General features: G+C 65.0%; 18 protein-coding genes. 3 read left to right on the forward strand and 15 right to left on the reverse strand.

What is annotated here, in order from left to right; all coding sequences use genetic code 11:
- Window positions 1-125 precede the first annotated feature (125 nt).
- Entirely contained in the window at window positions 126-380 is a 255-nt protein-coding gene (locus ACI3K3_RS08225; RefSeq protein WP_404913117.1) for a hypothetical protein, read from the forward strand.
- A 123-nt stretch (window positions 381-503) separates the two neighbouring features.
- Here the strand turns inward: ACI3K3_RS08225 and ACI3K3_RS08230 are convergent, their stop codons facing one another.
- The 6 genes from ACI3K3_RS08230 to ACI3K3_RS08255 all read right to left on the reverse strand — a co-directional run bounded on the left by ACI3K3_RS08230 (window position 504) and on the right by ACI3K3_RS08255 (window position 10,060).
- Window positions 504-1,865 (reverse strand): UDP-glucose dehydrogenase family protein, encoded by a 1,362-nt coding sequence (locus tag ACI3K3_RS08230; RefSeq protein WP_404913118.1) that lies wholly within the window; start codon window positions 1,863-1,865, stop codon window positions 504-506.
- A 304-nt stretch (window positions 1,866-2,169) separates the two neighbouring features.
- A complete protein-coding gene (locus ACI3K3_RS08235) occupies window positions 2,170-3,330 on the reverse strand; it encodes a hypothetical protein (RefSeq protein WP_404913119.1) in 1,161 nt (386 codons plus the stop codon).
- A gap of 6 nt (window positions 3,331-3,336) precedes the next feature.
- Window positions 3,337-5,529: a GumC family protein gene (locus tag ACI3K3_RS08240; RefSeq protein ID WP_404913120.1), complete on the reverse strand. Its 2,193-nt coding sequence runs from the start codon at window positions 5,527-5,529 to the stop codon at window positions 3,337-3,339.
- Between the two features lie 56 nt (window positions 5,530-5,585).
- Window positions 5,586-7,016 carry an O-antigen ligase family protein gene (locus ACI3K3_RS08245; RefSeq protein WP_404913121.1) on the reverse strand — a complete coding sequence of 477 codons (1,431 nt, stop codon included), beginning with the start codon at window positions 7,014-7,016 and terminating at the stop codon, window positions 5,586-5,588.
- Window positions 7,017-7,661: 645 nt separating this feature from the next.
- Entirely contained in the window at window positions 7,662-8,849 is a 1,188-nt protein-coding gene (locus ACI3K3_RS08250) for a glycosyltransferase (RefSeq protein ID WP_404913122.1), read from the reverse strand.
- A 44-nt stretch (window positions 8,850-8,893) separates the two neighbouring features.
- Window positions 8,894-10,060, reverse strand: coding sequence for a nucleotide sugar dehydrogenase (locus ACI3K3_RS08255; RefSeq protein ID WP_404913123.1), 1,167 nt, complete (start codon window positions 10,058-10,060; stop codon window positions 8,894-8,896).
- Window positions 10,061-10,787: 727 nt separating this feature from the next.
- On the opposite strand from ACI3K3_RS08255, the gene ACI3K3_RS08260 reads away from it, so the two are divergent.
- Window positions 10,788-11,831, forward strand: coding sequence for an NAD-dependent epimerase (locus ACI3K3_RS08260; protein WP_404913124.1), 1,044 nt, complete (start codon window positions 10,788-10,790; stop codon window positions 11,829-11,831).
- 52 nt (window positions 11,832-11,883) lie between these two features.
- Here ACI3K3_RS08260 and ACI3K3_RS08265 read toward each other — a convergent pair whose 3' ends face one another.
- From ACI3K3_RS08265 to ACI3K3_RS08305, 9 genes are all read right to left on the reverse strand, one after another.
- On the reverse strand, window positions 11,884-12,861 hold the full coding sequence (locus tag ACI3K3_RS08265) for an acyltransferase family protein (protein ID WP_404913125.1): 978 nt from the start codon (window positions 12,859-12,861) through the stop codon (window positions 11,884-11,886).
- A gap of 18 nt (window positions 12,862-12,879) precedes the next feature.
- A complete protein-coding gene (locus ACI3K3_RS08270) occupies window positions 12,880-14,253 on the reverse strand; it encodes an O-antigen ligase family protein (protein WP_404913126.1) in 1,374 nt (457 codons plus the stop codon).
- The gene (locus ACI3K3_RS08275) at window positions 14,250-15,689 is read right to left on the reverse strand and encodes a lipopolysaccharide biosynthesis protein (RefSeq protein WP_404913127.1); all 1,440 of its coding nucleotides are present in this window, start codon (window positions 15,687-15,689) and stop codon (window positions 14,250-14,252) included. The genes ACI3K3_RS08270 and ACI3K3_RS08275 overlap by 4 nt, the downstream gene beginning before the upstream one ends.
- 26 nt (window positions 15,690-15,715) lie before the next feature.
- Window positions 15,716-16,186 carry a serine O-acetyltransferase gene (locus tag ACI3K3_RS08280; protein ID WP_404913128.1) on the reverse strand — a complete coding sequence of 157 codons (471 nt, stop codon included), beginning with the start codon at window positions 16,184-16,186 and terminating at the stop codon, window positions 15,716-15,718.
- Entirely contained in the window at window positions 16,183-16,716 is a 534-nt protein-coding gene (locus ACI3K3_RS08285; protein WP_404913129.1) for a serine O-acetyltransferase, read from the reverse strand. The genes ACI3K3_RS08280 and ACI3K3_RS08285 overlap by 4 nt, the downstream gene beginning before the upstream one ends.
- Window positions 16,706-17,998: a glycosyltransferase family 4 protein gene (locus tag ACI3K3_RS08290; protein ID WP_404913130.1), complete on the reverse strand. Its 1,293-nt coding sequence runs from the start codon at window positions 17,996-17,998 to the stop codon at window positions 16,706-16,708. The genes ACI3K3_RS08285 and ACI3K3_RS08290 overlap by 11 nt, the downstream gene beginning before the upstream one ends.
- 32 nt (window positions 17,999-18,030) lie before the next feature.
- Window positions 18,031-19,425 (reverse strand): hypothetical protein, encoded by a 1,395-nt coding sequence (locus tag ACI3K3_RS08295; protein WP_404913131.1) that lies wholly within the window; start codon window positions 19,423-19,425, stop codon window positions 18,031-18,033.
- The gene (locus ACI3K3_RS08300) at window positions 19,422-20,477 is read right to left on the reverse strand and encodes a glycosyltransferase family 4 protein (protein ID WP_404913132.1); all 1,056 of its coding nucleotides are present in this window, start codon (window positions 20,475-20,477) and stop codon (window positions 19,422-19,424) included. The genes ACI3K3_RS08295 and ACI3K3_RS08300 overlap by 4 nt, the downstream gene beginning before the upstream one ends.
- A 163-nt stretch (window positions 20,478-20,640) precedes the next feature.
- Window positions 20,641-21,273: a polysaccharide biosynthesis/export family protein gene (locus ACI3K3_RS08305; RefSeq protein WP_404913133.1), complete on the reverse strand. Its 633-nt coding sequence runs from the start codon at window positions 21,271-21,273 to the stop codon at window positions 20,641-20,643.
- Window positions 21,274-21,814: 541 nt separating this feature from the next.
- On the opposite strand from ACI3K3_RS08305, the gene galE reads away from it, so the two are divergent.
- Window positions 21,815-22,819, forward strand: coding sequence for a UDP-glucose 4-epimerase GalE (gene galE / locus ACI3K3_RS08310; RefSeq protein ID WP_404913134.1), 1,005 nt, complete (start codon window positions 21,815-21,817; stop codon window positions 22,817-22,819).
- The last annotated feature ends 7 nt before the right edge of the window (window positions 22,820-22,826 follow it).

Here is a 22,826-nt window from a genome sequence, read left to right on the forward strand (position 1 = left end):
CCTCTAACGACACTAAGAAGGGAAATGCGGAAGTGATTCCGCAAGGTCACGCGGCAAAGTCGCGGGCCGCAGGATGACCAGAAGGATCTCGGGAAACCGGGTTCGAAGAACAGGCACTGAAGATTATGGATACGACTCTCTACGGCGAATGCGTCAGCGCCGGCGGTTCGACCGCCGTCCGCATTTCCGACCTCGCCAGCCTTGGCTGCGCCGTTGAAGCCGATGCTCCCGTGGCGGGCATCGAAGGCGATCTGACGCTGTGGATCGGCGCCGTCGGCCCCTTCGCCGCCACTGCCACGCGCAAGGATTCGCGCAGCCTTTCGGTGCGCTTCGCCGAGCCCCTGGATTCGCAGATCGTCCAGCATTTCGCGCTGGCCTGAGGGCTGCGCCTGAAGGTAGAATCAGGAGTTTAAGGGTTCGCGCGAACCCATTACTTTCTTTCGAAAAAAGCCAAACCCCGAACCCGAGACAAGCTCGAATCCGGGGCTGGCCGGTGGCAACACTCAGGCGGGAACGGCGGCCAGTTCTCCGTCCCGGCTCTTCTCCTTCGCGGAAGTTCCCCGCCCGATCGAGAGGTAGGTGAAGCCGGCTTCACGGACGTGCTCGGGCTTGTAGACATTGCGCAAGTCGACCAGCACCGGGGCCTTCGCGATGGCCTTGATGCGGGCGAGATCCAGAGCGCGGAAGGCATCCCATTCGGTGACGAGCACCACCGCGTCGGCCCCCTCGATGGCGGCATAGGGATCCTGCTTCATCTCGACACCGGGCATCAGCGGGCGGGCCTGCTCCATCCCTTCGGGATCGTAGGCGGCAACGCTTACACCGGCGTCGGCCAGGGTCTGGGCGATGGCGATCGAGGGCGAATCGCGCATGTCGTCGGTATTGGGCTTGAAGGTCAGGCCCAGCATGGCGACGCGCTTGCCCCGCGCCTCTTCCACGCCGCCGAGCGCGTCCACGACCTTGCGGCCCATGGCCCGCTTGCGCGCGTCGTTGACCTTGACCACGGCCTCGACGATGCGGACCGGGCTGTCGTAATCCTCGGCCGTCTTGAGCAGGGCCAAGGTGTCTTTCGGGAAACATGATCCGCCATAGCCCGGCCCGGCATGTAGGAATTTCGAGCCGATACGATTGTCCAGGCCGATGCCGCGGGCGACATCCTGCACGTTGCCGCCCACCTTCTCGCAGAGGTCGGCCATCTCGTTGATGAAGGTGATCTTCACTGCGAGGAAGGCGTTGGCGGCATATTTGGTCAGTTCCGAGGAGCGGCGGCTGACGAAGAGGATGGGCGATTCGTTGAGGAACAGCGGGCGATAGACCTCGCGCATGACGTCCCGGCCGAAGTCGTCCTCGGCACCGATGACGATGCGATCCGGACGCTTGAAATCGCCGATCGCCGCACCTTCGCGCAGGAATTCGGGGTTGGAGACCACCGAGAAGCGATGCGCCGGATTGCACGCGCCGATGATGCGCTCCACTTCGTCGCCGGTTCCCACCGGCACGGTGGATTTAGTGACGATCACCGCATCGTTCGACAGATGCTCGCCCACTTCCTGCGCCACGGCGTAGACATAGGACAAGTCCGCATGGCCGTCCCCGCGACGCGACGGCGTGCCCACGGCGATGAAGATCGCCTGCGCCCCGGCAATGCCCTCGGCAAGGTCGGTGGTGAAGGACAGGCGCTTGGCGGCGACGTTGGATTCCACCAGTTCGGCAAGGCCCGGCTCGTAGATCGGCATCATGCCGTGGAGCAGCCGCTGGATCTTGGTTTCGTCCTTGTCGATGCAGACGACTTCATGCCCGAAATCGGCAAAGCAGGCACCCGAGACAAGGCCGACGTAGCCTGAACCTACCATCGCAATCTTCATGGCGCTTCCATTTCCTTATGAAACTCGGAGATGTGGATCGGGCGAACTTATCCTTGCCGCCTGCTCTCGCGGCAAGTCAGCCATTCGGGCAGGTACCTAGCCGAAATCTCTCTCGACTTGCCGGGGACTTCCCGGTTCGTTCGCTTTCCAAGAGGCTGTCTTGAAAATGCCCAGGAGGGCATTTTCGGTGCGGCACCGGCCCGCGCCCCCACCCTACCACCCGCAGGATACTCGTTGGGTGGTAGGGTGGGGGCGCGGGCTGGTGCCGCGAAATTCGCCTTCAGCGAATTTCCAAACGGACCCTTTATTGCGGCGTAATCGTCAGGTTGCTGATCTCGCCCTCGCCGCGACCGGATAGGAACACCAGTTCCTGGCTGTCGCAGAAGGTGTCCGGGATGAAGAAGTCGGTCGATCCCGAACTCATTTCCGCGTCGCCCAGGCGCCGGGCGCTGCCGTCGCGCGCGTAGCAGATGATCTGGAACACGATCGGGCGGAAACCCGCCTCCGCGTGGGCCGCGCCGTCGAGCCTGGCGGTATAGTTGCCCGCCTTCAGGACGGCATTGCGCTTGGCGATCACGCTGCGCAGCGGCTCGCGGTTGCGATAGGCCAGAACCGGGCCCTGCTTGCCGCGCGAGAAGGTGCGGTCCACGCCAGATACTTCGGGGTATTGCCAGTCGAACGGCCCGATGGGGGCGTCGTCGCCCAGATCCTCGCGAAAGGCGAAGGCGGCGGGTTCGGTGAAATGGCCGTTCGCACACAGGTTGCGCCACAGGATCGAGGCAGGCTCCGCCCTGCCCGACCGAACCAGAGTCAGCGTGCGCGGAGAAAGCGCCGCGCAGTCCACCCGCGCCCCCTTGCGGGCCATCGTCGAGGCGACCTCGGCCAATGCCGGGGGTGCAAGGGCAGCGCCGGCCCAGGGAAGAAAGGCGTTTGCCCAGTATTTCTCCCGGCCGACCTGGGCGGTGAAGGCATCCACCCCGCGCGGTTGCGACAGCAGGTCGGCGGTCATCGCCTTCAGACGATCGTCGTTGATGCCGATCCGCCAGAGCGCAACGGTGCGCTGCGCGGCAATGCTCCACTCTCCGGCCTGAAGCGCCAGCATCACCAGCGTCTCCTGGGTGAAGCGGTCCCGCCAGCCGCGATCGCCGGCCATGATCACCGATTGCAGCGCCGCGTCCTGGTCACCCTTCTGGAGCTGCCCATAGGCCAGCAGCGCCAGCCCTTCGGAAGGAATCGGCCGACGCCGCACCATGTCGCGCGCAAGCGCCAGCCCGCCCTCGACGTTACCGGCGTCGTAGGCCGCATGCGCCAGCGATTCGAGCGACGACGACCGGAAGGGCGCCGGCACCGCTTGTGCGACGGCAAAATTGCGGCGCCCTTCCCGGTCCATTTGCAGGCCCACCGCCGCGACCGCGACGATCCCCAGAACCACGATCCACGCCACCCGGCCGAAGAGCGATGTCATCGTGGGTCAGTCCTTCTCGCCGTAGCTGTAATAGCTGGCCGCGTAGTAGTTGTAGTCCTCGCCGCCGACCTTGGGGTCGAAGCGGTTGAGCACGACGCCCAGCATGTTCGCCTTGATCAGGGCGAGACGGCGCAGCGCCGACTTCACCGCGCCGCGATGGAAGCTGGAGGCGTCGACCATGAACAGCACGCCGTCGGCATGGTTGGCCAGCAGCGCCGCGTCCGACAGGCCCAGCAGCGGCGGGGAATCGATCACCACCACGTCGAACTTGCGCCGCGCCTCTTCCATGAAGCGATTGAGGCCTTCACCGGCAAGGATCAGCGCCGGGTCCGGCGGCGCGGGCAGGGCCGACATGTAGCGCAGCGTCGGCACCTCGGCCGGCTGGAGCGCGGCATCGAAGGTCTTTTCGCCGGTCAGCACGTCGGTCAGGCCGGTCGCCTTGCGGTCTGCGGCGAAGTTGTGCAGCGTCGGGCGCCGCAAGTCGGCATCCACCAGCAGCACCCGCTTGCCCAGAACCGCGATGTCGTGGGCGACGGCGCGGGCCGTGGTCGACTTGCCTTCGCCCTCGCGCGAACTGGTGACCATCAGCACTTCCGGCAGGCCGGTCGCGGTCGAATAGCGCAAGTTGGTGACAAGCGAGCGATAGGCCTCGCTGACCCGCGATCGGCGGTCGTCGAGATGACCGGCAACGTCGCCGCCCTTCTCCAGCGGAACCAGGCCGAGCAGCGGCATGCCCAGCTTGCGCTCCACATCCTCGGGCGAGCGGATCGCGTCGTCGAAGATCTCGCGCAGCAGCACGGCGCCGGCGGCGAGGATCAGGCCCAGCACCAGCGAAGCGGCGATATTCACCACCAGGCGCGGCGAATAGGGCTTTGCCGGCACTTCGGCCTTGTCGACCAGCGTCAGGTTGTTGGAGGACGCGCCCGCCGTGGCGTTGAGCTGGTTGTAGCGCGAGAGCAGCGTGTCGTAGAGCGTCTTGTTGGTATCGGCGATGCGCTTCAGCACGGCCAGCTGGACGCCGCGATCCTGCTCCTTCAGCGCCTCTCCCCTTAGCGAATCCACCTGGCCCGAGAAGGTCTTCTCGCGCTCCACCGCAGACTGGTATTCGAGATAGGCGGATTTCTTGATGGAATCGGCGATGGCCCCGATGCGCCGGTCGTACTCGGCGATTTCCGCCTGCTTCGACTTGATCGTGACGAAGTCGTCGAGGTGGCGGGTGCGTTCTTCGGCCAGCGCGGCCTCTACCTTGGCCTTCTCAGCCAGCAATCCCGACACCGCCGGATTGGAATTGACTTCCGGCATGGCGAGCGGCGTCGCCTTGGCCACCGTCAACCAGCGATCCTGCGCGGCGATCCGGTCGGCCGTGGCCTTGGCCGCAGCGTCATTGAGCTGGACGAGGCTGTTGTTGGTGACCGAAAGCACCGATTCCTGGTTGCCGTCCTGGCCCTGGCTGGTGACGCGGATCAGCCCGGCGGCACTGGCATACTGGTTGAGATCGCGCTCGGACTGGGTGACCTTCGCGCGTGCCTCGTCCAGCTGGTCGGCCAGGAAGCGGCGGGCGTAGGACGAACTGTCGTACTTCTGGTTGAGGTTCCGCTCGATGTAGCGCTCGCCATAGAGCTGGGCCAGCTTGGCGGAATAGGCAGCGCTGCGGCTGCTGACGCTGATGCTGACGATGCGGCTGTCCGGCGGCAGCGTTACCGTGAGGTTGCGCAGCAGCGACTCGATCGAAGCTTCCTTGCGCATCTGGTCCAGCTTCTTGGCGCCGCCGGACTTCAGCACGTCTTCCTGCGTCGGCATGTCGACGCCCATCGCCTCGTAGAAAGCGGGATCACGGTCCAGACGGCCGCTTTCGACCACGCTCTCGGCCAGCGAACGGCTCTGGATGATGCCCAGCTGGGTCTGCAGGAAACGCTCTGCGTCCTGCACGTTGGTCACTTTCTGAAGTTCGCTGCCTTCGATGATCTGGTCCGCCTGATCCTCGATCAGCACGCGGACCTCGGCGCTATAGCGCGGCGCGATCAGCAAGGTCACGATCACGCCCAGCACCAGCGTCGCGCCGACGATCGCCGCGATCAGGGCCAGGTTCCGGCGCACCATGCCCATGATGGTCTTCAACAGCGCCGTCAGGTCCGGGCCGGACTCCTCCGGATAAGCGGATCCTTCCAGATCGACCCGATCGAGAAAAGCTTGGTTCAAGATGTATCCCGCCTTGTTATCGTTTCCACGCGAGTAGTGGTTGACCCGAATTTCGTTCATCGTTTCAGAAGATCCGTGCTGGAATGCCGGGCGGCGTCCGGCCTGCCGCTGGTCCGTCGCGGCCTTTGTGCGCTGCGGGCGCCATCCTCTTCGCCATCAGCCTCACCATTTGGGCCCTGGCTGCCGATCAGCAGCGCCAGCATGAGGCCGAACAGGCAGAGCAGCGTCTGGCTGCGCAACGGATAGTCGGTGATCGACTGGAGCGCGATCAGGGCGAAAATGCCCACCGCCGCCAGTCCGCTGCCGCCACGAAGAAGCGCCTGCACGCCGGATCGCGCCAGGACGAAGGCCCAGCCCAGCACCAGCGCGATGCCGACCAGACCGGATTCGAGAGCCGCCTCCAGGAAATCGTCATGCGCGCGCTGGGCCCGGCCGTAGCTGAGGTTTTCCAGGGCTTCGTCGGCCTGGAAAACGTCGTCGAAGCTGCCGATACCGCTGCCCACCGGCATGAAGCGCCCGATGGCGACCACGGTGTCCTTCCAGATCAGCGGGCGCTGCTCGTCCTCGACCGCGTCGAACCGGCCGAAGGCACTCTGCACGCGCTGGTTCGTGGCGAGAACGCCCGCCGCTCCCGCCACCACGACCAGCGCGGCGGCAAGCGCGAAGGCCGCGCGCCTGTTGAAGGCGGGGCGTCGCCAGCGCAACCAGCGCCAGAGCGCCAGCGCCGCGGGAACGAGCAGAAGCGTCATGCTGGACCGCGAGCGGGTGAGGACGACGCCGACGATCAGGAGCACCGCGGTGGCCATCCCGCCCAGCGTCCAGATCGCGCGAATCTGACGCAGCGGAAACACGCCGACAAGCGCTACAAGCGCAATGTTCAGCATCAGCCCGCCGGTGTTACGGTTGGCGAAAGTGCCCTGGAGATCGGGGGAGCCAAGGTTCTCGGCATAGAACACCAGGTGGCGGTTGCCGCTTGCAAGTTGCTGCGCCCCCAGCAGAACCACGACGAGCCCGCATGCCACCACGACCATCAGCAGCCCGCGGCGGTCCTCTCGTGGAAGCTGCCAGGCCAGCACCAGGGCCGCCAGCGCCGGTATCAGCGAAAGAAAGGCGATCGCGGTTCGGTTCGGTTCGAGCGAGAACGGCATCCATACATCGGCACCGCCCGTGACTTCGAGAGCCTGCGCGGCGAATTCGCGGCCGGGCAATGCCTGCCAGATCGCAGGCGGCAAGGGCACCAGCTGGAGCAGCGGCAAGATCAGCGTCATGCCGATGAGGACGACGAATCCGCGCGGCGCCGAGCGAAAGAACGCGCTCACCGCCGAACCGTTGACGGCCAGAAGGGCCAGGGCAACGAGTTGCACGACAAGGTTGGCCAGGCCGGCGCCGGAACCTCCGCCGCCGAACAGAAGAGCGGCCAACACCAGGAACCCAGCCTGCACCGCGCGACTGCTCGCCCGGAAACCGGCCACTCGACCTTTCGGCACGAAAACCGTGCGCTTGTCAGCTAACGACCCAGACAGAGCTTCTTCCTTATGATTGCAGATCGGATACCAGGGCTACTGCCCTCGGATCACCGTTCCCGCCGGCCTTTACGATCCTGCCGGCCAACAACATCCGCAGTTTGTATTGAAATAGTTTCGGCCAGATCAGATATCATTCAGTCATGGAGCAGATGTCTGCGGTATAATTTCCGCAACCCGAAGCATCGCCGATCATCGCGACGCTGGCAGCCATCGTCGAAGGCGGCGCGCTTCTCTGCTTCATGAGTCCTCCTGGAACTGCGTTATACAGGTCGATCGTCTGCTTCGACTATATCGCGCTGCACAATGAGGGGCAAACCGGGATGGCGCCATTTCGCCACTACACCCACCCTCTCGTCGCAGTTTCAAGCCTTTCCACCGCAGTGCGGCAAAACTCCGCGTAGATGCCCTGATAGTAAAACCGATTGCATCGACTGGAAGCGATGGCTCGGGGCCAGGTCTGGACCCGGAGGATTCGTAAGCCCGGTTATCTGCGCCGTTTCAGGGCATTGGCACACCGCACGCAAAAAGCCGGGCCAAGCGCATCGCTTGCCCCGGCTTTGCCTGGCTCAAGTATAAGACCGATTCGACTGCGCCGCGTATAGTCTATCAGCTAATGAAACTATTGACGCACTCGGAATACTGCTGCCGAAACCGCTCTTCGCCGAAGCTGGCGGCATTGGCGATGCAGTCCTCGGCATGGATGTCGCCTTCGCCTTCGACGAACCGGTCGATCGCGCCGACAAGGCTTTCCACGGTCTGGTCCTCGAACCACACTCCGGTAGCCGCGCCTTCTCCGAGCGGTCGCACGGTTTCCGCAGTGCCGCCTTTGCCCAGGCAGATCACCGGTGTCCCACATGCCTGCGCTTCAACGGGCACGATGCCGAAATCCTCAAGGGCAGCGAAGACGAAGGCGCGCGCCGTCTGGAACTCCGCGATCAGTTGCTCGAACGGGACATGGCCCAGGATCTCGACGTTCGGTCCCGCGATCTGCCGCACTTTCTTCATGTCCGGTCCATCACCGATAACGCGAAGATGCAGATCGGGGCGGCGGTTGAAGGCTTCCACGATCATTTCCACCCGCTTGTAGGGCACCAGGCGAGACGCGGTGACGAAGTGGTCCCCGCGCGGGGCAGTGCCGGGCACGAAGTTGCCGGTGTTGACCGGCGGATAGATGACCTGCGCCTCGCGGCGGTAGATCTTCCAGATGCGCCGCGCGATGAACTGCGAATTGGCAAGGTAGTGATCCACGCTCTGCGCGGTGCGCATGTCCCATAGCCGGAAGCGATGCATCATCTCGCGCGCGACGGCCCGCTTCAATCCGCCCAGCGTCCCACCCACGGTGGCAATGTATTCGTGAGTCAGATCCCAGGCATAACGGGCGGGACTGTGGACGTAACTGACATGCAACTGCCCCGGCCCGGTAATCACGCCCTTCGCCAGCGCGGCAGAGGAACTGAGTACCACGTCGTGTTCCGACAGGTCGAAGCCTTCGATGGCGCGGGTCGATTGCAGGAGGAGGAAGCGGTAATACTGCTCCACCAGCGGAAGGTCGTTCAGTCCCGAGGTGTGGATACGGTGATCTTCACCGAAGAACACATGCGTCGTCTCTTCGGGCAGGAAGTTGAACAGGGTGTAGATGTCGCTGCCCGGCGTGCAGTGCGCCATTTGCTGGAGCACCCGCTCTGCTCCGGCGATCACCGGAATCCAGTCATGGACGAGCGCAATGCGCTCGCCATGGATCAGCGCCTCGCTCCCCGTTGCGGGTGCCTGGGCGACAGGAACACTATGTTTCATGGCGTAAGTGGTCCTTCGAAGGGGAGCGGATCTTCAGTTTAGGCTTAGTCGGAGCCGAACAGGTCGCGTGAGAACACCTTGTCCCGCACATCGTCCAGTTCCGGCAAAATGCGGTTGGTGACGATCACGTCGGCCCGCCGCTTGAACGTTTCCAGATCCGCTTCGACCGGGGTGTTGAAGAAGGTGTCGTCCGGGTAGCTCGGCTCGTAGAGCACCGTTTCGATGCCCTTGGCCTTGATGCGCTTCATGATGCCCTGGATCGAGCTTTGGCGGAAATTGTCGGAGCCGGCCTTCATCACCAGTCGGTAGAAGCCCACGACTTTAGGTCTGCGGGCCAGGATCGTGTCGGAAATGAAATCCTTGCGCGTGCGGTTCGCCTCGACGATGGCGCCGATGATGGTCTGCGGCACGTCATGGTAATTGGCCAACAACTGCTTCGTGTCCTTCGGCAGGCAGTATCCGCCGTAACCGAACGAAGGGTTGTTGTAGTGCGAACCGATACGCGGATCGAGGCCGATGCCTTCGATGATCTGGCGCGCCTCCAGCCCGCGCGAGAGCGCATAGCTGTCCAGTTCGTTGAAGTAGGCGACGCGCATGGCGAGATAGGTATTCGCGAATAGCTTGATCGCTTCCGCTTCGGAAGGATCGGTGAAGAGAACTTCCACGTCCTTCTTGATCGCACCTTCCAGCAGCAGTTCCGCAAAGACTTTCGCCCGCTCCGACTGCTCGCCCACCACGATACGACTGGGGTGGAGATTGTCGTGCAGCGCCCTGCCCTCGCGCAGGAACTCGGGGCTGAAGATCAGGTTGCGGGTGCCCATGGCCTGCGCCGTCGCGGTGGTGAAGCCGACCGGGATGGTGGACTTGATGACCATGACCGCATCGGGCGCATGTTCCATGACTTCGCGGATCACGGCCTCTACCAGCGTGGTGTCGAAGCGATTGGTCACTTCGTCGTAGTTGGTCGGAGCGGCGATGATCACATAGTCGGCGCCGCTGTAAGCCTCCACCGGATCGAGGGTGGCGCGCAAGTTCAGGTCGTCCCGGCGGAGGAAAGCCTCGCATTCGGTATCGACGATCGGGGACCGGCCGGCATTGATCATGTCCACTTTGGCAGGGACGACGTCCTTCGCCACAACTTCATGGTTCTGCGCCAGCAACAGCGCATTCGAAAGACCGACATATCCAACGCCAGCAACCGCGATCTTCATCTCTGCTCCTCTGACCGCCCGACTGGGCAGGTTCGGCAAGTGCGCGCCGGCAGGGTGATCCGGCGCTTCCGACGCGGGGATATCGGAAAGTTCCGGCCCATGAAACCGCTACCGATGGGCTGTCCGTGCTCTGCCGAGGATCGGCTGGCGGTTCAAGCGCTTCGGGAAAATATGGGATAATCGGGTGCAGTAACGCGACGGAATTCGGCTCTATCCGCAAATCGTTCCCTTCCGGCCCTGATCGGAATGCTGCGGCGCACCCAATTTCCAGCCGAACCGGTTCGTTACGAGCATCTCGGTTAGGGCGGTCTGTTCACGAAACGGAGGTCCGATTCGCGGATCGAAACGGATCGATAGGCCACTCCAGGGTGTTCATCTTTGATACATCTATCTGAAAGGAAATAATAGTTTAGACGCGATTTACCAACCGGAAGGCTCGCTTGACCGTATGGCGACATCCGGGGACGGCAGGATCGCGGAGCCTGTGTCAGGCCATTGTTGCGGTGCGAAAGGTTTGCATCGGCCCGGCAGCGTTGAAGATCCTCCGCTGCAATCGATTTGTAGGATGGCTGGCGAAAATCATTTCGCGGTCTCGACTGCGAACAACCGGAGCGAAACTGTCGGCCACCCGTTCCGCTAGTCGGACACCTGCCCTTTCGGACGACTTGCCAAGTCTGCGTGAAGCCTTCAGAAAGTGCGGACATCTCCACAAAATCTGGACTTTAGCATGACTGATGACGTCGTCGGCAAGGCAGCCCCCCGCACGGCTTTGATTACGGGTGCCGCGGGTTTTATTGGGTACTACCTTTGTCGCAGACTGCTGGATGACGGTTTTCGCGTAATCGGTCTGGACAGCCTGAATGATTACTACGAAGTCGCCCTGAAGGAGCGCCGCCTGGCGATGCTCAGCCAGAACGAGCACTTCCGCTTCATCAAGGGCAAGCTGGAAGACCCCGAGCGGCTGATGCAGCTTTTCGCGGATGAGCGCCCGGACATCGTGGTCAACCTCGCCGCGCAGGCGGGCGTGCGCTATTCGATCGACAACCCGCGCGCCTATGTCGAGGCGAACCTGATCGGCGTTTTCGAACTGCTGGAAGCCGCGCGCGCCTATCCGCCGCAGCACATGCTGATGGCATCCACATCATCGGTCTACGGCGCCAATACAGAGATGCCTTATGCGGAGACCCACAAGGTCGATACGCAGATGTCGTTCTATGCGGCCACCAAGAAGGCCAATGAAGCGATGGCGCATTCCTATGCCCATCTCTACGGTCTGCCGATCACGATGTTCCGTTTCTTCACGGTCTACGGTCCCTGGGGTCGCCCAGACATGGCGCTGTTCAAGTTCACCAAGAACATCCTCGCGGGCAAGCCGATCGACGTCTACAACCACGGCGACATGAAGCGTGACTTCACTTATGTGGAGGATCTCGTCCAGGGCATCCGCCTGCTGATCGACAGCGCCCCGGTCCGCCCTGAAAGCGCCGAGGACATCGCCGGTCACGACAGCCTTTCGCCGGTGGCGCCGTGGCGCGCGGTGAATATCGGCAACTCGGATTCGGTGCAGCTGATGGACTTCGTCCGCGCGATCGAAACCGCGACCGGCATGAAAGCCGAAATCAACATGATGCCGATGCAGCCCGGAGACGTGCCCGCGACCTGGGCCGACGCCTCGCTGCTCCAGGAGCTTACCGGCTATCGCCCGACGACATCGGTGACCGAAGGCGTGGCCAAGTTCGTGGACTGGTATCGCGACTACTATCAGGTCTGATAGCTCAGGCTCCACCGGGAAAGGGGCTGCGTCGCCGACGCGGCCCCTTTTTTCATGCCTGTATGCCGTGCCCCTCGGGCGGCGCGATGATCGTGTCTGCGCGGCGCTTTCGCAGCGGTTCGAAGCCCAATATCCCCGCGAGGCCCAAGCGTCGCGATATCTCGAACAGGATCAGCGGCAGGACAACGCCCGCCGCCGTCGAGACCAGTACCACCGTCGCCACGTCCTTCAGGCCGAGCCGCGTCAGCACGACCCGCATACCGGCCGCGAAGATGATGTGAGTGAGGTAGATCGGCATCGTCCGCTCGCCCAGCTTGCGGACCAGGGCGGGGCCGTTCAGGCAGATTCCGAGAAAGCCCACGCAGGCGACGAAGCCGCAGATATAGGCGGGCACAGTCTCGAAAGGCGAAACCGCCAGCGCCCAGGCGACGCCCTCAGCCAAGGCGAAAGCGGCGAGACTGGCGGCCAGCGGCAGCCCCTTCTCCAACCAGCGGGTGCCTGCCAGCAGGCCGACGAAGAAGAACGGCGCGTGCTGGAGGATCTGGCCGGTCAGCCCCTGCGGCTGCGCGATCGCGACAAGGGCCACGCTGCCGGCCGCGATCAGGGCAGCGGCCGCTCGCCCGCGCAGGAGCATCGCCGCCGCCTGGAACAGGAACAGCGCCAGCAGGAACCAGAACACGCTCTTGGGCGGAAACGGATAGGCCAGCACTTCGAAAGGCGAGATCCGCCCCTTGTTGCCCGCGCCGGTGACGAGATGGACGCAGCCCTCGACCCAGGCCCAGAGGCACATCGGCCAGAGCAGGTTGAAGGCGCTGCGTGAAAGGCCGCCCCGCAAGCTCTGCGGTGCCTTGAACAGCATGCCGGAAATCAGGAAGAACACCGGCATGTGGAAGAGATAGACCGCGCGGTCGATCGTCTCGAACAGGCGCGGTTCAACGAGTCCTTGTCCGTCCAACCCGCGCCAGACGTGGCCGAACACGACGAAGACGATCGCCGCGCCGCGCGCGGCGTCCAGGCCCTTAATTCTCATGGCTTCCTCGGTTCGTCATCAGAGCGTCCGGGGCTGCCAGGCGCCCGGCGTGGAGCGCGGCTTCGGCAGCATGCGGATCGCCTTGCGCCCTGCATTCCTCGCGTTGTTCGCCAGCGCCGGATAGGCGCCGAGCGAGGCGGCGAGGCCGATCAGCACCAGCGGTGCGGCGCCCTGGCAATTGATCGTGGCGGAAAGGATCGCGATCACGAAACCGATGTGACGGTCCGGCCGGGGCACGCGCACCAGCCTGCGGATCAGTTCCACGCCCATCAGCACGCCGAACAGGCCGAACTGGTAGAAGATGTAGAGGAACAGGTTGTCCACCGCGCTGAACGGCGAGACATAGACCCCGGTGTAGAAGGCCGCCGGCCCCACCGATCCGAAGCCGTGGCCCAGCAGCGCGGTGGCCGGGCCGCCGTCCATGATCATGTCCCATACGCCTGGCCAGGTGACGTGAAGGCGCACGACCGTACTGCTCATGCCCACCGATATCTCGCCCACGCCGTCGATCGCCAACAGCCAGAGCCCGGCCAGCGCAGGCAGGAAGAAGCAGATCGAGAGCAGCGCGCCCAGCGTTTTGCGGCCCGGGCCGAGGTTCTGGAACCAGTGCCATGGCCAGAAGTCCACGATCATCGCCACGGCCAGCGCGATGAGGTTGGTGCGCGAAGTCGTGGTGTTCAGCGCCCAGAGCGTCGCGACGTAGATCAGCAGGCGGACATGCCAGGCACGGGCCTGCCGCAGCACGATCAGCGCCAGCAGCAGCAGGACGCTGGCCGAGGCGCTGCTGGCGGCGCCGAGCCCGGCGATACGCTCCTGCCCGTGGATCCACCATTCGCGGCCCGCCTCGCGTTCTACGCCGAACTGCGAGACGGAATAGCCGGTCCAGGGCATGGTCATACGGGTGTCCGCCGCCACCCCGGCGATGCCGAGCGCCAGCAGCACCAGGCAGACGGTGCGCCACCACTTCGCGTTGATATAGCCCGGCGGCAGCATGAGCACGGCGATGATCGGGCAGAGCAGCTTGAAGCCCGAGAACACCGCCACCGGGTTGTGATAGACGATCATGCCTACTGCCATCTGCACCCCGGTCGCGGCGAAGAGCCAGATCAGCGGCGTGGGCAGGCGCAAGGTCACCGCGGCCAGCAGCAGCCGCATCATCACGACTGCGATCACCGCCAGATCGGGCACGAACCAGAGCGGGCCAAGCCCGAAGCGGTCGAAATAATAGCGCGCCGCCCCGCCGAAGACTTCGCGCGCCACGATCAGCAGCACGGCGCCGCCGGTCAGCGTCGTCAGAAGCGTCGCGAAGCTGCGCCTTCCTGGGCCGCGCGGGCCGGGCTGGGACTGGACAGGACGGCGGGGAACAGGCCGATAATAGGTATCGGCGTTCATGCCGGGCTCCAGCTCTGGCTGTTGCGCATGATCCAGCCGCGTCCGCGCCAGATGACGAAGCAGTAGACCAGCCCCGCCGCCGCCAGCAGGCCGAGGCAGGCGATCGGCTCGCTGAAGCCGCGCAGCGGCACCAGCGCCGCGCCGAGGGCCAGCGAGAGCACGACCACGAACAGCGACGAACGCGTCAGCAGCGGGGTGCGGACATGGCGGCTCACCACCAGATAGAACAAGGCGAAGCTGCCGATCTGCGAGATGGCGATGCCGATCGCCATGCCGGCAAGGCCCGCCAGTTTCACGCCGACGATCCCGCTCGGCACCAGCAGCGCCAGATTGACGGCAGGCGAGATGATCAGCAACTTGGTCTTCTTGACCAGTTGCAGCGCGACCGAGAGGTGGAACGTCGTCAGCGCCTTCAGGATCGCCGCGATCGCCACGTAGGGCAGCAGCATGGCCACGGTGTCGCGGAACGAGGGGCCGACGAAAAGCCGCGCCACCCCCGGAGAGAGCGCCGCCAGGATCGCCGCCGCCGGGGCGCCGATCATCAGGTAGACGATGAAGTTCTCGGCCAGGATCTTCTCACCCGCCTCGCGTCCGTCGTTCTCGAAAGCGCGGACGATGGCGGGATAGGCGGAAAGGTTGACCGCCAGCATCAGGAAGATGACGGTCTTCTGCATCAGGTCCACCGAGACCGAATATTGCCCGACCGCCGCCTGGCCAAGCGTGGAGGAGACGATGTAGCGGTCCGCCACGGCGCTGGCATAGCCCAGGCCCGAGCTGACGATCAGCGGCGCACCGTAGCTCATGATTTCCTTGAGATCGGCGCGGCGGGCGCGGAAGGGCCGCAGGCCTCGCCAGGCGGCGTCGGTCACGTTGCCCAGCACCGCGCAACCGATCTGCGCGCCGAGGATGCCCAGCGCCACGCCCAGCGCGCCCATGTCGAAGACCCAGACCAGCACCGCGCCCACCGCCAGCGAGAGCGAGGAACGCAGCGTCATCATCGCGAAGAAGCGCCAGCTCAGCAGGCGCAGGCGCGCGGTGACGGTGCTGATCGCGAAGAGCATTTCCGAAAACAGCCAGAGCCACATGGCCGGCCACCAGTCCGGCGCCACGCCCAGGAAGTGAATCTGGAACGCGCGCAGCGACAGGGCCACCGGCAGCAGCAGCAGGATCAGCCCGAGACAGACCATGGAAAGCGCATTGGCGATCTCGGGATTGAGCTGGTGCTCGGCCGAGGGATCGTAGAGCAGGCGCGAGGCGGTGAGGCGCAGCCACTCGAAGATCGCGGCATTCAGGAACAGCACCGTTGCCGAGACGAGCGCGTAAGTGCCGAACTCGGCCGGGCTGAGCAGGTGCGTCCAGACGATCAGCGACAGGAAATTGAGCCCGCTGGAAATGCCGAGCGCCGCCGTGGTGATCGCGCCCTTGGAAAGTTTCATGCTGCCAAGTTTCGTGTGGGCGAGTTTCATCCGGCCAGACGGTCCTTGCGCTTCGGCGTCACGATCCGGGCCGGGGCGCCGACCGATGTAGCGCCTTCCGGCACATCGCTCAGGACCACGGAATTGGCGCCGATCCGGCTTCCTTGGCCGATGCGCAGCGGTCCGACGACCACGGCCCCGGCATAAATCACCGCATCCGCGCCGATCACCGGATAGCCTTCCTCGCGGCCCGACTGGCCCAAGGTGACGTTCTGGTAGATCGTGGCGTTTTCGCCGATCTCGACATTGTGGCCGATCACGATGCCCACCGGATGCGGCAGGTTGATCCAGCCCGCCGGGCGCGAGAGCGGGGAGATGTGGCAGGCGTAGCGCCAGTGGATGTAGCGCCGGATCACGTTGGCCAGCGCCCGGCTCGCGCCGCCGCGCCGGTGGAGGCGGCACATGCGCTGCCACAGCGAGACCAGGCCCGCGCCTTCCATTGCGCGCGCGGCGCTCATGGCGCGGCTCTCCGCGAGGGCGGCAGAATGCGCGCGGGAACGCCCACGGCGATATGCCCGGCCGGAACCGAAGACTTCACCACGGCATTGGCGCCGATCACCGCGCCCGCGCCGATATCGATATCGCCGATCACCGTCGCGCCCGCGAAGATCGTCGCCCCGGCGCCGATGCGCGGGCAGCGCCCGGCTGTGCCGTCCTGGCCGATGGTCACGTTCTGGTAAATCGTCACGCCGTCCGCGATCACGGCATTGTCGCCGATCACCACGCCCACGGGGTGCGGCAGGTAGACCGCCTCGCCCACTTTCGTGGTCGGCGCGATGTAGCAGCCGTAGGCGCGCCGGATATGCCCCCGGATCGCCCGCGCGAGCAGACGCCCCGCTGGCCCCGAGGCCCATAGGCCGCTCATGCGCTGCCAGGCGCGCAGAATGCCGCTGCTCGGACTGAATCGCCCGACCGGCAGGCTCGCCGCCACGAAGGAAACCGGCGGCACCTCCCCGAAGGTCACCGCCATCTCGCGCTCAGGCCGCATCGAACAGCTTCTCCAGATGGCTCTCGTAGCGGTCAATCACCGCGCCGGAGGTGAACACCGCGCCCATGTCCAGCGCGCCCGCGCTGTAATGGGCGTAAGCGTCCGCCGGGAGGGTGCGGAAGTGCTGGATCTTCTCGGCCAGTTCCGCCGCGTCCTCGCCTTCGTAAAGCTCGCCGGTCTCGCCGGGGGTCACGACTTCGGGGTTGCCGCCGACGCGCGAGGCGACGACCGGCAGGGCGAAGCCATAGGCCTCGTAGATCACGCGGGGCAGCGGCTCGTTGTAGACCGAGGGGCAGATCACCACGTCCACCGCGCCGTAGAAGTCTTCCGCCGCCTGCCAGCCCAGGAACTTCACGCGCGGATCGCCCGCCGCCTGCGCCTTGAGCCCCTCGACATAGCTGGGTTCGCCGTCGCCCGCGATCACCAGCGTCCAGGGACGACCGCCCTGCGGCAGTTGACGGACCGCCTCGATCAGCTTCTCCACGCCCTTGGTAGGCGCGAGGCGGCCGATATAGCCGAACACCATCGGCGCGCCGTCCGCCAGCGCCCTCGGTTCCGGCACGAGCGGCCGATCGTTGACGTTCCATTGCACCGCACAGGGCTTGTCGTCCCCGAACGCACCATGGCGGCGATGGGTCTCGGCCACGAAGGCGCTGTTGGACAGGAACATGTCGACATTGCGCGTCTGGCGGCGGTTGACGCCGGCCACCACCTTGCAACCCGAGCAAAGCGAGGTGCAGTTCTCGCCCGCGCGGTACATGCCGGAGCGGCTGCAGATGAGGTAGTAGTCGCGCATGGTGTGGATCAGCCGAGCACCGCTGCGCTTGGCTTCGCGCAGGATCGCGGTGGAGAAGCCGTCGATGATGCTGGTGTTGACCACGTCGGGGCGGATGATGTCCAGCATCTGCCGCACGTCGCGCGCGGCGCGGAAGTTCCACAGGTCCAGCGTGTGCCACACCGCCTTCATCGCCGGAGAGCGGCGGCGCTTGTCGTAAGGCCAGTAGATGTTGCGGATCGGCAGGACGTGCAGCGTCGGCTTGCCCGGCCCGGTCACCCCGGCTTCCATGCCAGCACGCAAGGTCGCGGCTTCCTCTCCGCGCGGGGCCAGGCGCAGGATGTGGACGTCATGCCCGCGCTCGACCAGGCCCTCGGCCAGGGTCTGCACGGACTTGGCGCCGCCGCCCACCTGGTCGGGCCGGTAGGAGCGGATGATGAAGAGAATTCGTCGCGGCGTCATGGACGTGCTGTCTCCGTTGCGGCCGGTGATGCTCATTTCGCTCATGCTCGTTTCGCTCGTGCTCGTTTCGTTCGTGCTCAGGGGTTCTGCGGGCAGTTCAGCGCCGCGCGCGCGCCGCTGGAGGCGGGGCGCAGGCGCATGTAGACGGGGGCATTGCCCAGCCGCTGCTCGCCATCGGGAAGAGGCTTGCCGGTCATGTCGAGAAGCCCTGCGACCTTCCAGCCGGATGGCGCCAGCTTCGCAGGTTCCAGCAGGGCCGCGCCGGTCTTGGCCCAGACCAGTGCCTCCACCCCGCTGTCCCCGGAAAAGAACGCCCCCTCCACCCCGGCCCGCCGGACCGGGCAGGCATAGCGCATCGCGCCGAGTTCCTTCAGCAGGGTGCGCAAGGCATGGTAGGCTGGCTTGGGCATGCCGTCGGGCAGCAGCAGGCCGAAATGGTGCTGGTCGTAGTCGGGATCGCTGCCCGCGTCCTTCCAGGAATACCAGACGTTCGGCGCCACATCGGCCGCCAGCGCGGAAACCAGCGTGCGGACGAGATAACGCGCCTGCGCTTCACCATCGACCCGGCCGACGACCGGGCGGCCCCATTCGGAATTGGCGATCCGAGGCGCCGAGACCTGACCGCCCGCCGCTATCCGGCGGCGCAGGCCTTCCCAGAGACCGGCATCGCGGGTGGCGTCTCCGGTCATCTGATAGGGGTGGACGCTGATCCGGCTGAAGCAGGTCATGGCCTTCGAACTCGCCAGCGCCGAAAGGAACGCCCCGTCCACCCATTTGGCGGCGGCAGGGCCGTAGACCTCGGCACCGCTGTCGGCGCTGCGGATGGCCTGGCAGGCGGAAAGCGCCATGCGGCCATAGGCGGCGGCGTCCGGCTTCGGCGGCCAGAAACGAGGATGATCCGGCTCGTTCCAGACCTCCCAGACCGGATCGTAAGCGGCGAAAGCCTTGGCCGCGGCGGCAGCCCAGTCGCTATAGGCCTTGATCTGGTCCGGGGCGACCGGCGGCGAAGTGCGCCGCTCGTCCTTGCCCCGCCACTGGATCCTGGTGAACGGCGTGTGGACCGGATTGCCGTAGTCGAGAATGAACAGCGGCCGCATCCCGCGCGCATGAACTTCCCGCGCGAATTCCAGATAAGTGCCGAAGTCGTAAGTGCCGGGTTTGCGCTCGGTCCCGGCCCAGCTGAAATCGCTGCGCACATAGCGCAGGCCCAGTGCGGCGATGCGGTCAAGATCGGCGGGCTTGAGGTTGTTTCCGGCAATGCCCACCACGTCGCCTACCGGCGCGGCTACATGGCGCTCGGAACGGACGGCGGCGGGCTGGAGCAGCAGGGCAGCGGCCAGTAAAGCGCCGGGGGTGAGCAAAAGCACGCCCGCCAGCACGGCATTGCGCAGACGCGCCCGCCGCGCCCGGCGGCGCGCCGTGCCCAGGACAGTCCCGCCCTGCCCACTCCCATGCTGCCGCCAGTCGATCACCTGCCGAGCACCGCCGAATAGACGTCGTTCACCTGCCGGTGCATGCGCTCCATGCCGAAGCGCTCTGCCACGGTGCGCGCGGCGCTCTTCTGGAGTTCCACCAGCATCGGGCCAAGGCTGGAGATTTCCTCCATGGCCGTGCAGAAAGCCTGGGCATCGCCCGCCAGCCAGCCGTTTTCACGATGATCGATCATCTCGACGATGCCGCCCGCCGGATAGCCGACCACCGGCAACCCCATCGACATCGCCTCCATCACCGAGCGCGGCAGCGGGTCAGGCGTCTCGGACGGCACAAGCACCGCGTCGAGCCCGTTGTAGATCGCGGCCAGCCCTTCGAAGCGGCCTTCGAAGTGCACGAAGTCCCTGAGGCCCAGCGCTTCGGCCTGGCGCTTCAGGCTTTCGAGGTAGGGACGATCCTCTTCCTCGGCCTCGCCCCGCACCAGCAGCGTGATGCGAAGGCCGCGCCGATGCGCGGCGCCCAGCCAGTCGAGCGCGACGTGATGACCCTTGAAGGGATGGATGCGCCCGCAGATGCCGACGACCAGCGATCCGCCCGTGCGGCGGGCCTGGATCGCCGTGTCGAGCGACGCGGGCATGGTGTCCGGCTTGACGCCGTTGAACACCACGGAAACGTTGCCCGGCAGCATCTCGCCCGGCCAGCAGGCGCGGCTGACCAGCACGGTGTGATCGGACGTGCGGGCGAGGCCCTTCCAGATCAGCCGCTCGGAACCGCGCACGGCGATGTCCCTGACGTGGAATACGCAGGCTTCGCCGCCCAGCTTGCGGGCAAGCCCGGCGATGCAGTGCGCCTTCAGGCCGTTGCTGTGCACGATCTGCGCGCCATGACGCCGGGTCACATCCTTGAGCCTGCGCGCGGCGCCAAACCAGTCGCTCATCGCCGCGCTGACGCTCGACGGCCGCACCGGCCGCCGGATCGCCGCCACTTGTCCGAAGTCCACGACTTCCACCGGGATTCCCCGACTGGCCGCCTGCTCCGACACGGGGCCTTGCGCGGGCACGACCAGCAGGGGATCGATATGCGGATTGGCCATCAGATCGAACAGCGATCGCTCCGCCCCTCCTTTAAAAAAGGGCACCGGAGACAAAAAGGCGATTCTATATTTCATAGGATCAGTTCCGCCACTTGCCGGATTCAACATCGGTTATCCTTTCAACGGACGGGTATCGGCACTCTTGGACCGCCGGATCACTCCGTCAGCGCGCGAAGACGGCGAAGGCATTGAAGATCGGGGCAGTCCTCAGGAAATCCTGCCAAAGACCCTTGATCTGCGAGAACCCGACCACGACGACATCGCCATCCATGACGATGGGATCGGGGCTGACGCCGCCGCGAATGTCCTTCAGATCAAACCGCGCGGCCATGCGCTGGCCGTTGATGGTCCTGAAGATCACCACCTGGTCCAGCTTGGCGGTGATGAGCGGGCTTTGAGCCCGCGCCAGCGCGCCCAGCAGCGTGGTGTTGCTGGTCATCTCGTAGACGCCCGGCACCTTCACTTCGCCTTCGACCGAAACGAAGCGCGGCGCCGCCTCGTCCACCGAGATGGAGACTTGGGGGTTTTTCAGATACTTGCGCCCCAGCACGGCCGCGACCTCGCTCGTCACTTCGGGGGCACTGCGGCCCGCCGCCTTGATCTGGCCGGCGAGGGGAAGCTGGATGAAGCCGGCTTCGTCCACGCGCGACTTCTCTACCGAGAGGTCCGGTTCCCCCAGCACGCGAACCTGAAGGACGTCCTTTGGAGAGATCGCATAGACGGTGGGCGCCGGAACGGTGGCGGGAATGGTCTGATAGGCGGCCTGCCCTACCGGAACATCCGGATTGGACGTCATGGTAGAGGTACAGCCGGTCAGGATGGTGCCGTAAAGGAGAACAGCGAACCCGGAAAATTTTCTTGTGCAGTGCACTTACGGTCGTCTCCATAAGGCCATTGTCAATCGCCTATTCGGGTAATCAGCTGCGCATGAGGGTGCAAGTGGCTGGGCGGGGCACGAAAACGGCGAAACCCAATCCTAAAACGGCACGTCGCAAATCTCTTCCGCAAGTGCGAAGTCGAACTGCCCTTGGCCGGAATGAACCGGTCAAAATGGCGGCGAATCCGATCGGGCGATGCAATGGTTAGCATGGCGCTTTAAGGTCGTTCATGTGGCATTCAACTGAGCTGCCCAGCGATATTTCAGTTAAAAGGCAGTAATTCTTAGCTTAACGCCTCTCGAATTGGTTAGCGCCCTCGAAAGGATGGCGCAGCAATGGAGCGAGTTGGGTTTGACGCAGCGCAGCGTGCCGCCTATCCCTTTGATCGGCCCGTCAAAGGGTAGGAATAAGCGTAACGTTCGGCCGCCCGGCGGATCGATCGTCCAGCAGGGCAGGAACATGACTGACAAGATTCCCGTGCTCGTCACCGGCGGGGCCGGTTATATCGGCAGCCATGCCGTTCTTGCCCTGAAGGATGCCGGCTGGCCGGTCGCCGTGATCGACAACCTCACCACCGGCTTCGGCTTCGCCATCCCCGAAGGCGTGCCGCTCTACGAAGGCGATATAGAGGACGCCGCGCTGCTCGCGCGGATCTTCCGCGAACAGGGCACCCGGGCGGTGATGCATTTCGCCGGCTCGATCATCGTGCCGGAATCGGTAGAGAACCCGCTGAAGTACTACCACAACAACACCGCCAAGAGCCGCGCCCTGATCGACGCGGCGGTCAAGGCGGGCGTGCCGCACTTCATCTTCAGTTCCACCGCCGCCACCTACGGCATTCCGAAAGTTTCGCCGGTTACAGAGGACAGCCCCAAGCAGCCGATCAATCCCTACGGCATGTCCAAGCTGATGACCGAGATCATGCTGGGCGACGTATCGCGCGCCCATGCCTTCAACTACTGCGCGCTGCGCTACTTCAACGTCGCCGGGGCCGACCCCAAGGCCCGCACCGGCCAGTCTACGGCGGGCGCCACGCATCTCATCAAGGTGGCGGTGGAAGCGGCGCTGGGCAAGCGCGAGCATGTCGGCGTGTTCGGCACCGATTTCGAAACGCCGGACGGCACCGGCGTGCGCGACTACATCCATGTCTCCGACCTTGCCGATGCCCACGTCCTGGCGCTCGAACAGCTGATCGCCGCACCCACGGAATCGCTGACGATGAACTGCGGCTACGGCCAGGGCTTCTCGGTGCTGGAAGTGCTGGACGCCGTGGACCGCGTCACCAATCGCACGATCGACCGCCGCCTGCAGGGCCGCCGCGCCGGCGATCCCGACGCGCTGATCTCGGACAATCGCCGGATCAAGGCGACGCTGCCCTGGCAGCCGAAGTACGCCGATCTCGGGAAGATCGTGGAACATGCGCTCGCCTGGGAGCGCCGGTTGACGGAACTGCGCGGGGTTTAGGAGCGCG

Source organism: Novosphingobium sp. ZW T3_23, from assembly GCF_044987305.1.
Taxonomy (GTDB): Bacteria; Pseudomonadota; Alphaproteobacteria; order Sphingomonadales; family Sphingomonadaceae; genus Novosphingobium.

What these genes read in the sequence shown, in the direction of transcription:
- ACI3K3_RS08305 (WP_404913133.1), bottom strand. Translation starts at nt 21,273, where the DNA reads ATGACGTCCAATCCGGATGTTCCGGTAGGGCAGGCCGCCTATCAGACC.
- ACI3K3_RS08290 (WP_404913130.1), bottom strand. Translation starts at nt 17,998, where the DNA reads ATGAGCGAAATGAGCATCACCGGCCGCAACGGAGACAGCACGTCCATG.
- ACI3K3_RS08255 (WP_404913123.1), bottom strand. Translation starts at nt 10,060, where the DNA reads ATGAAGATCGCGGTTGCTGGCGTTGGATATGTCGGTCTTTCGAATGCG.
- ACI3K3_RS08270 (WP_404913126.1), bottom strand. Translation starts at nt 14,253, where the DNA reads ATGAACGCCGATACCTATTATCGGCCTGTTCCCCGCCGTCCTGTCCAG.
- ACI3K3_RS08300 (WP_404913132.1), bottom strand. Translation starts at nt 20,477, where the DNA reads ATGGCCAATCCGCATATCGATCCCCTGCTGGTCGTGCCCGCGCAAGGC.
- ACI3K3_RS08235 (WP_404913119.1), bottom strand. Translation starts at nt 3,330, where the DNA reads ATGACATCGCTCTTCGGCCGGGTGGCGTGGATCGTGGTTCTGGGGATC.
- ACI3K3_RS08260 (WP_404913124.1), top strand. Translation starts at nt 10,788, where the DNA reads ATGACTGATGACGTCGTCGGCAAGGCAGCCCCCCGCACGGCTTTGATT.
- ACI3K3_RS08265 (WP_404913125.1), bottom strand. Translation starts at nt 12,861, where the DNA reads ATGAGAATTAAGGGCCTGGACGCCGCGCGCGGCGCGGCGATCGTCTTC.
- ACI3K3_RS08285 (WP_404913129.1), bottom strand. Translation starts at nt 16,716, where the DNA reads ATGCGGCCTGAGCGCGAGATGGCGGTGACCTTCGGGGAGGTGCCGCCG.
- ACI3K3_RS08250 (WP_404913122.1), bottom strand. Translation starts at nt 8,849, where the DNA reads ATGAAACATAGTGTTCCTGTCGCCCAGGCACCCGCAACGGGGAGCGAG.
- ACI3K3_RS08275 (WP_404913127.1), bottom strand. Translation starts at nt 15,689, where the DNA reads ATGAAACTTTCCAAGGGCGCGATCACCACGGCGGCGCTCGGCATTTCC.
- ACI3K3_RS08230 (WP_404913118.1), bottom strand. Translation starts at nt 1,865, where the DNA reads ATGAAGATTGCGATGGTAGGTTCAGGCTACGTCGGCCTTGTCTCGGGT.
- galE (WP_404913134.1), top strand. Translation starts at nt 21,815, where the DNA reads ATGACTGACAAGATTCCCGTGCTCGTCACCGGCGGGGCCGGTTATATC.
- ACI3K3_RS08225 (WP_404913117.1), top strand. Translation starts at nt 126, where the DNA reads ATGGATACGACTCTCTACGGCGAATGCGTCAGCGCCGGCGGTTCGACC.
- ACI3K3_RS08280 (WP_404913128.1), bottom strand. Translation starts at nt 16,186, where the DNA reads ATGAGCGCCGCGCGCGCAATGGAAGGCGCGGGCCTGGTCTCGCTGTGG.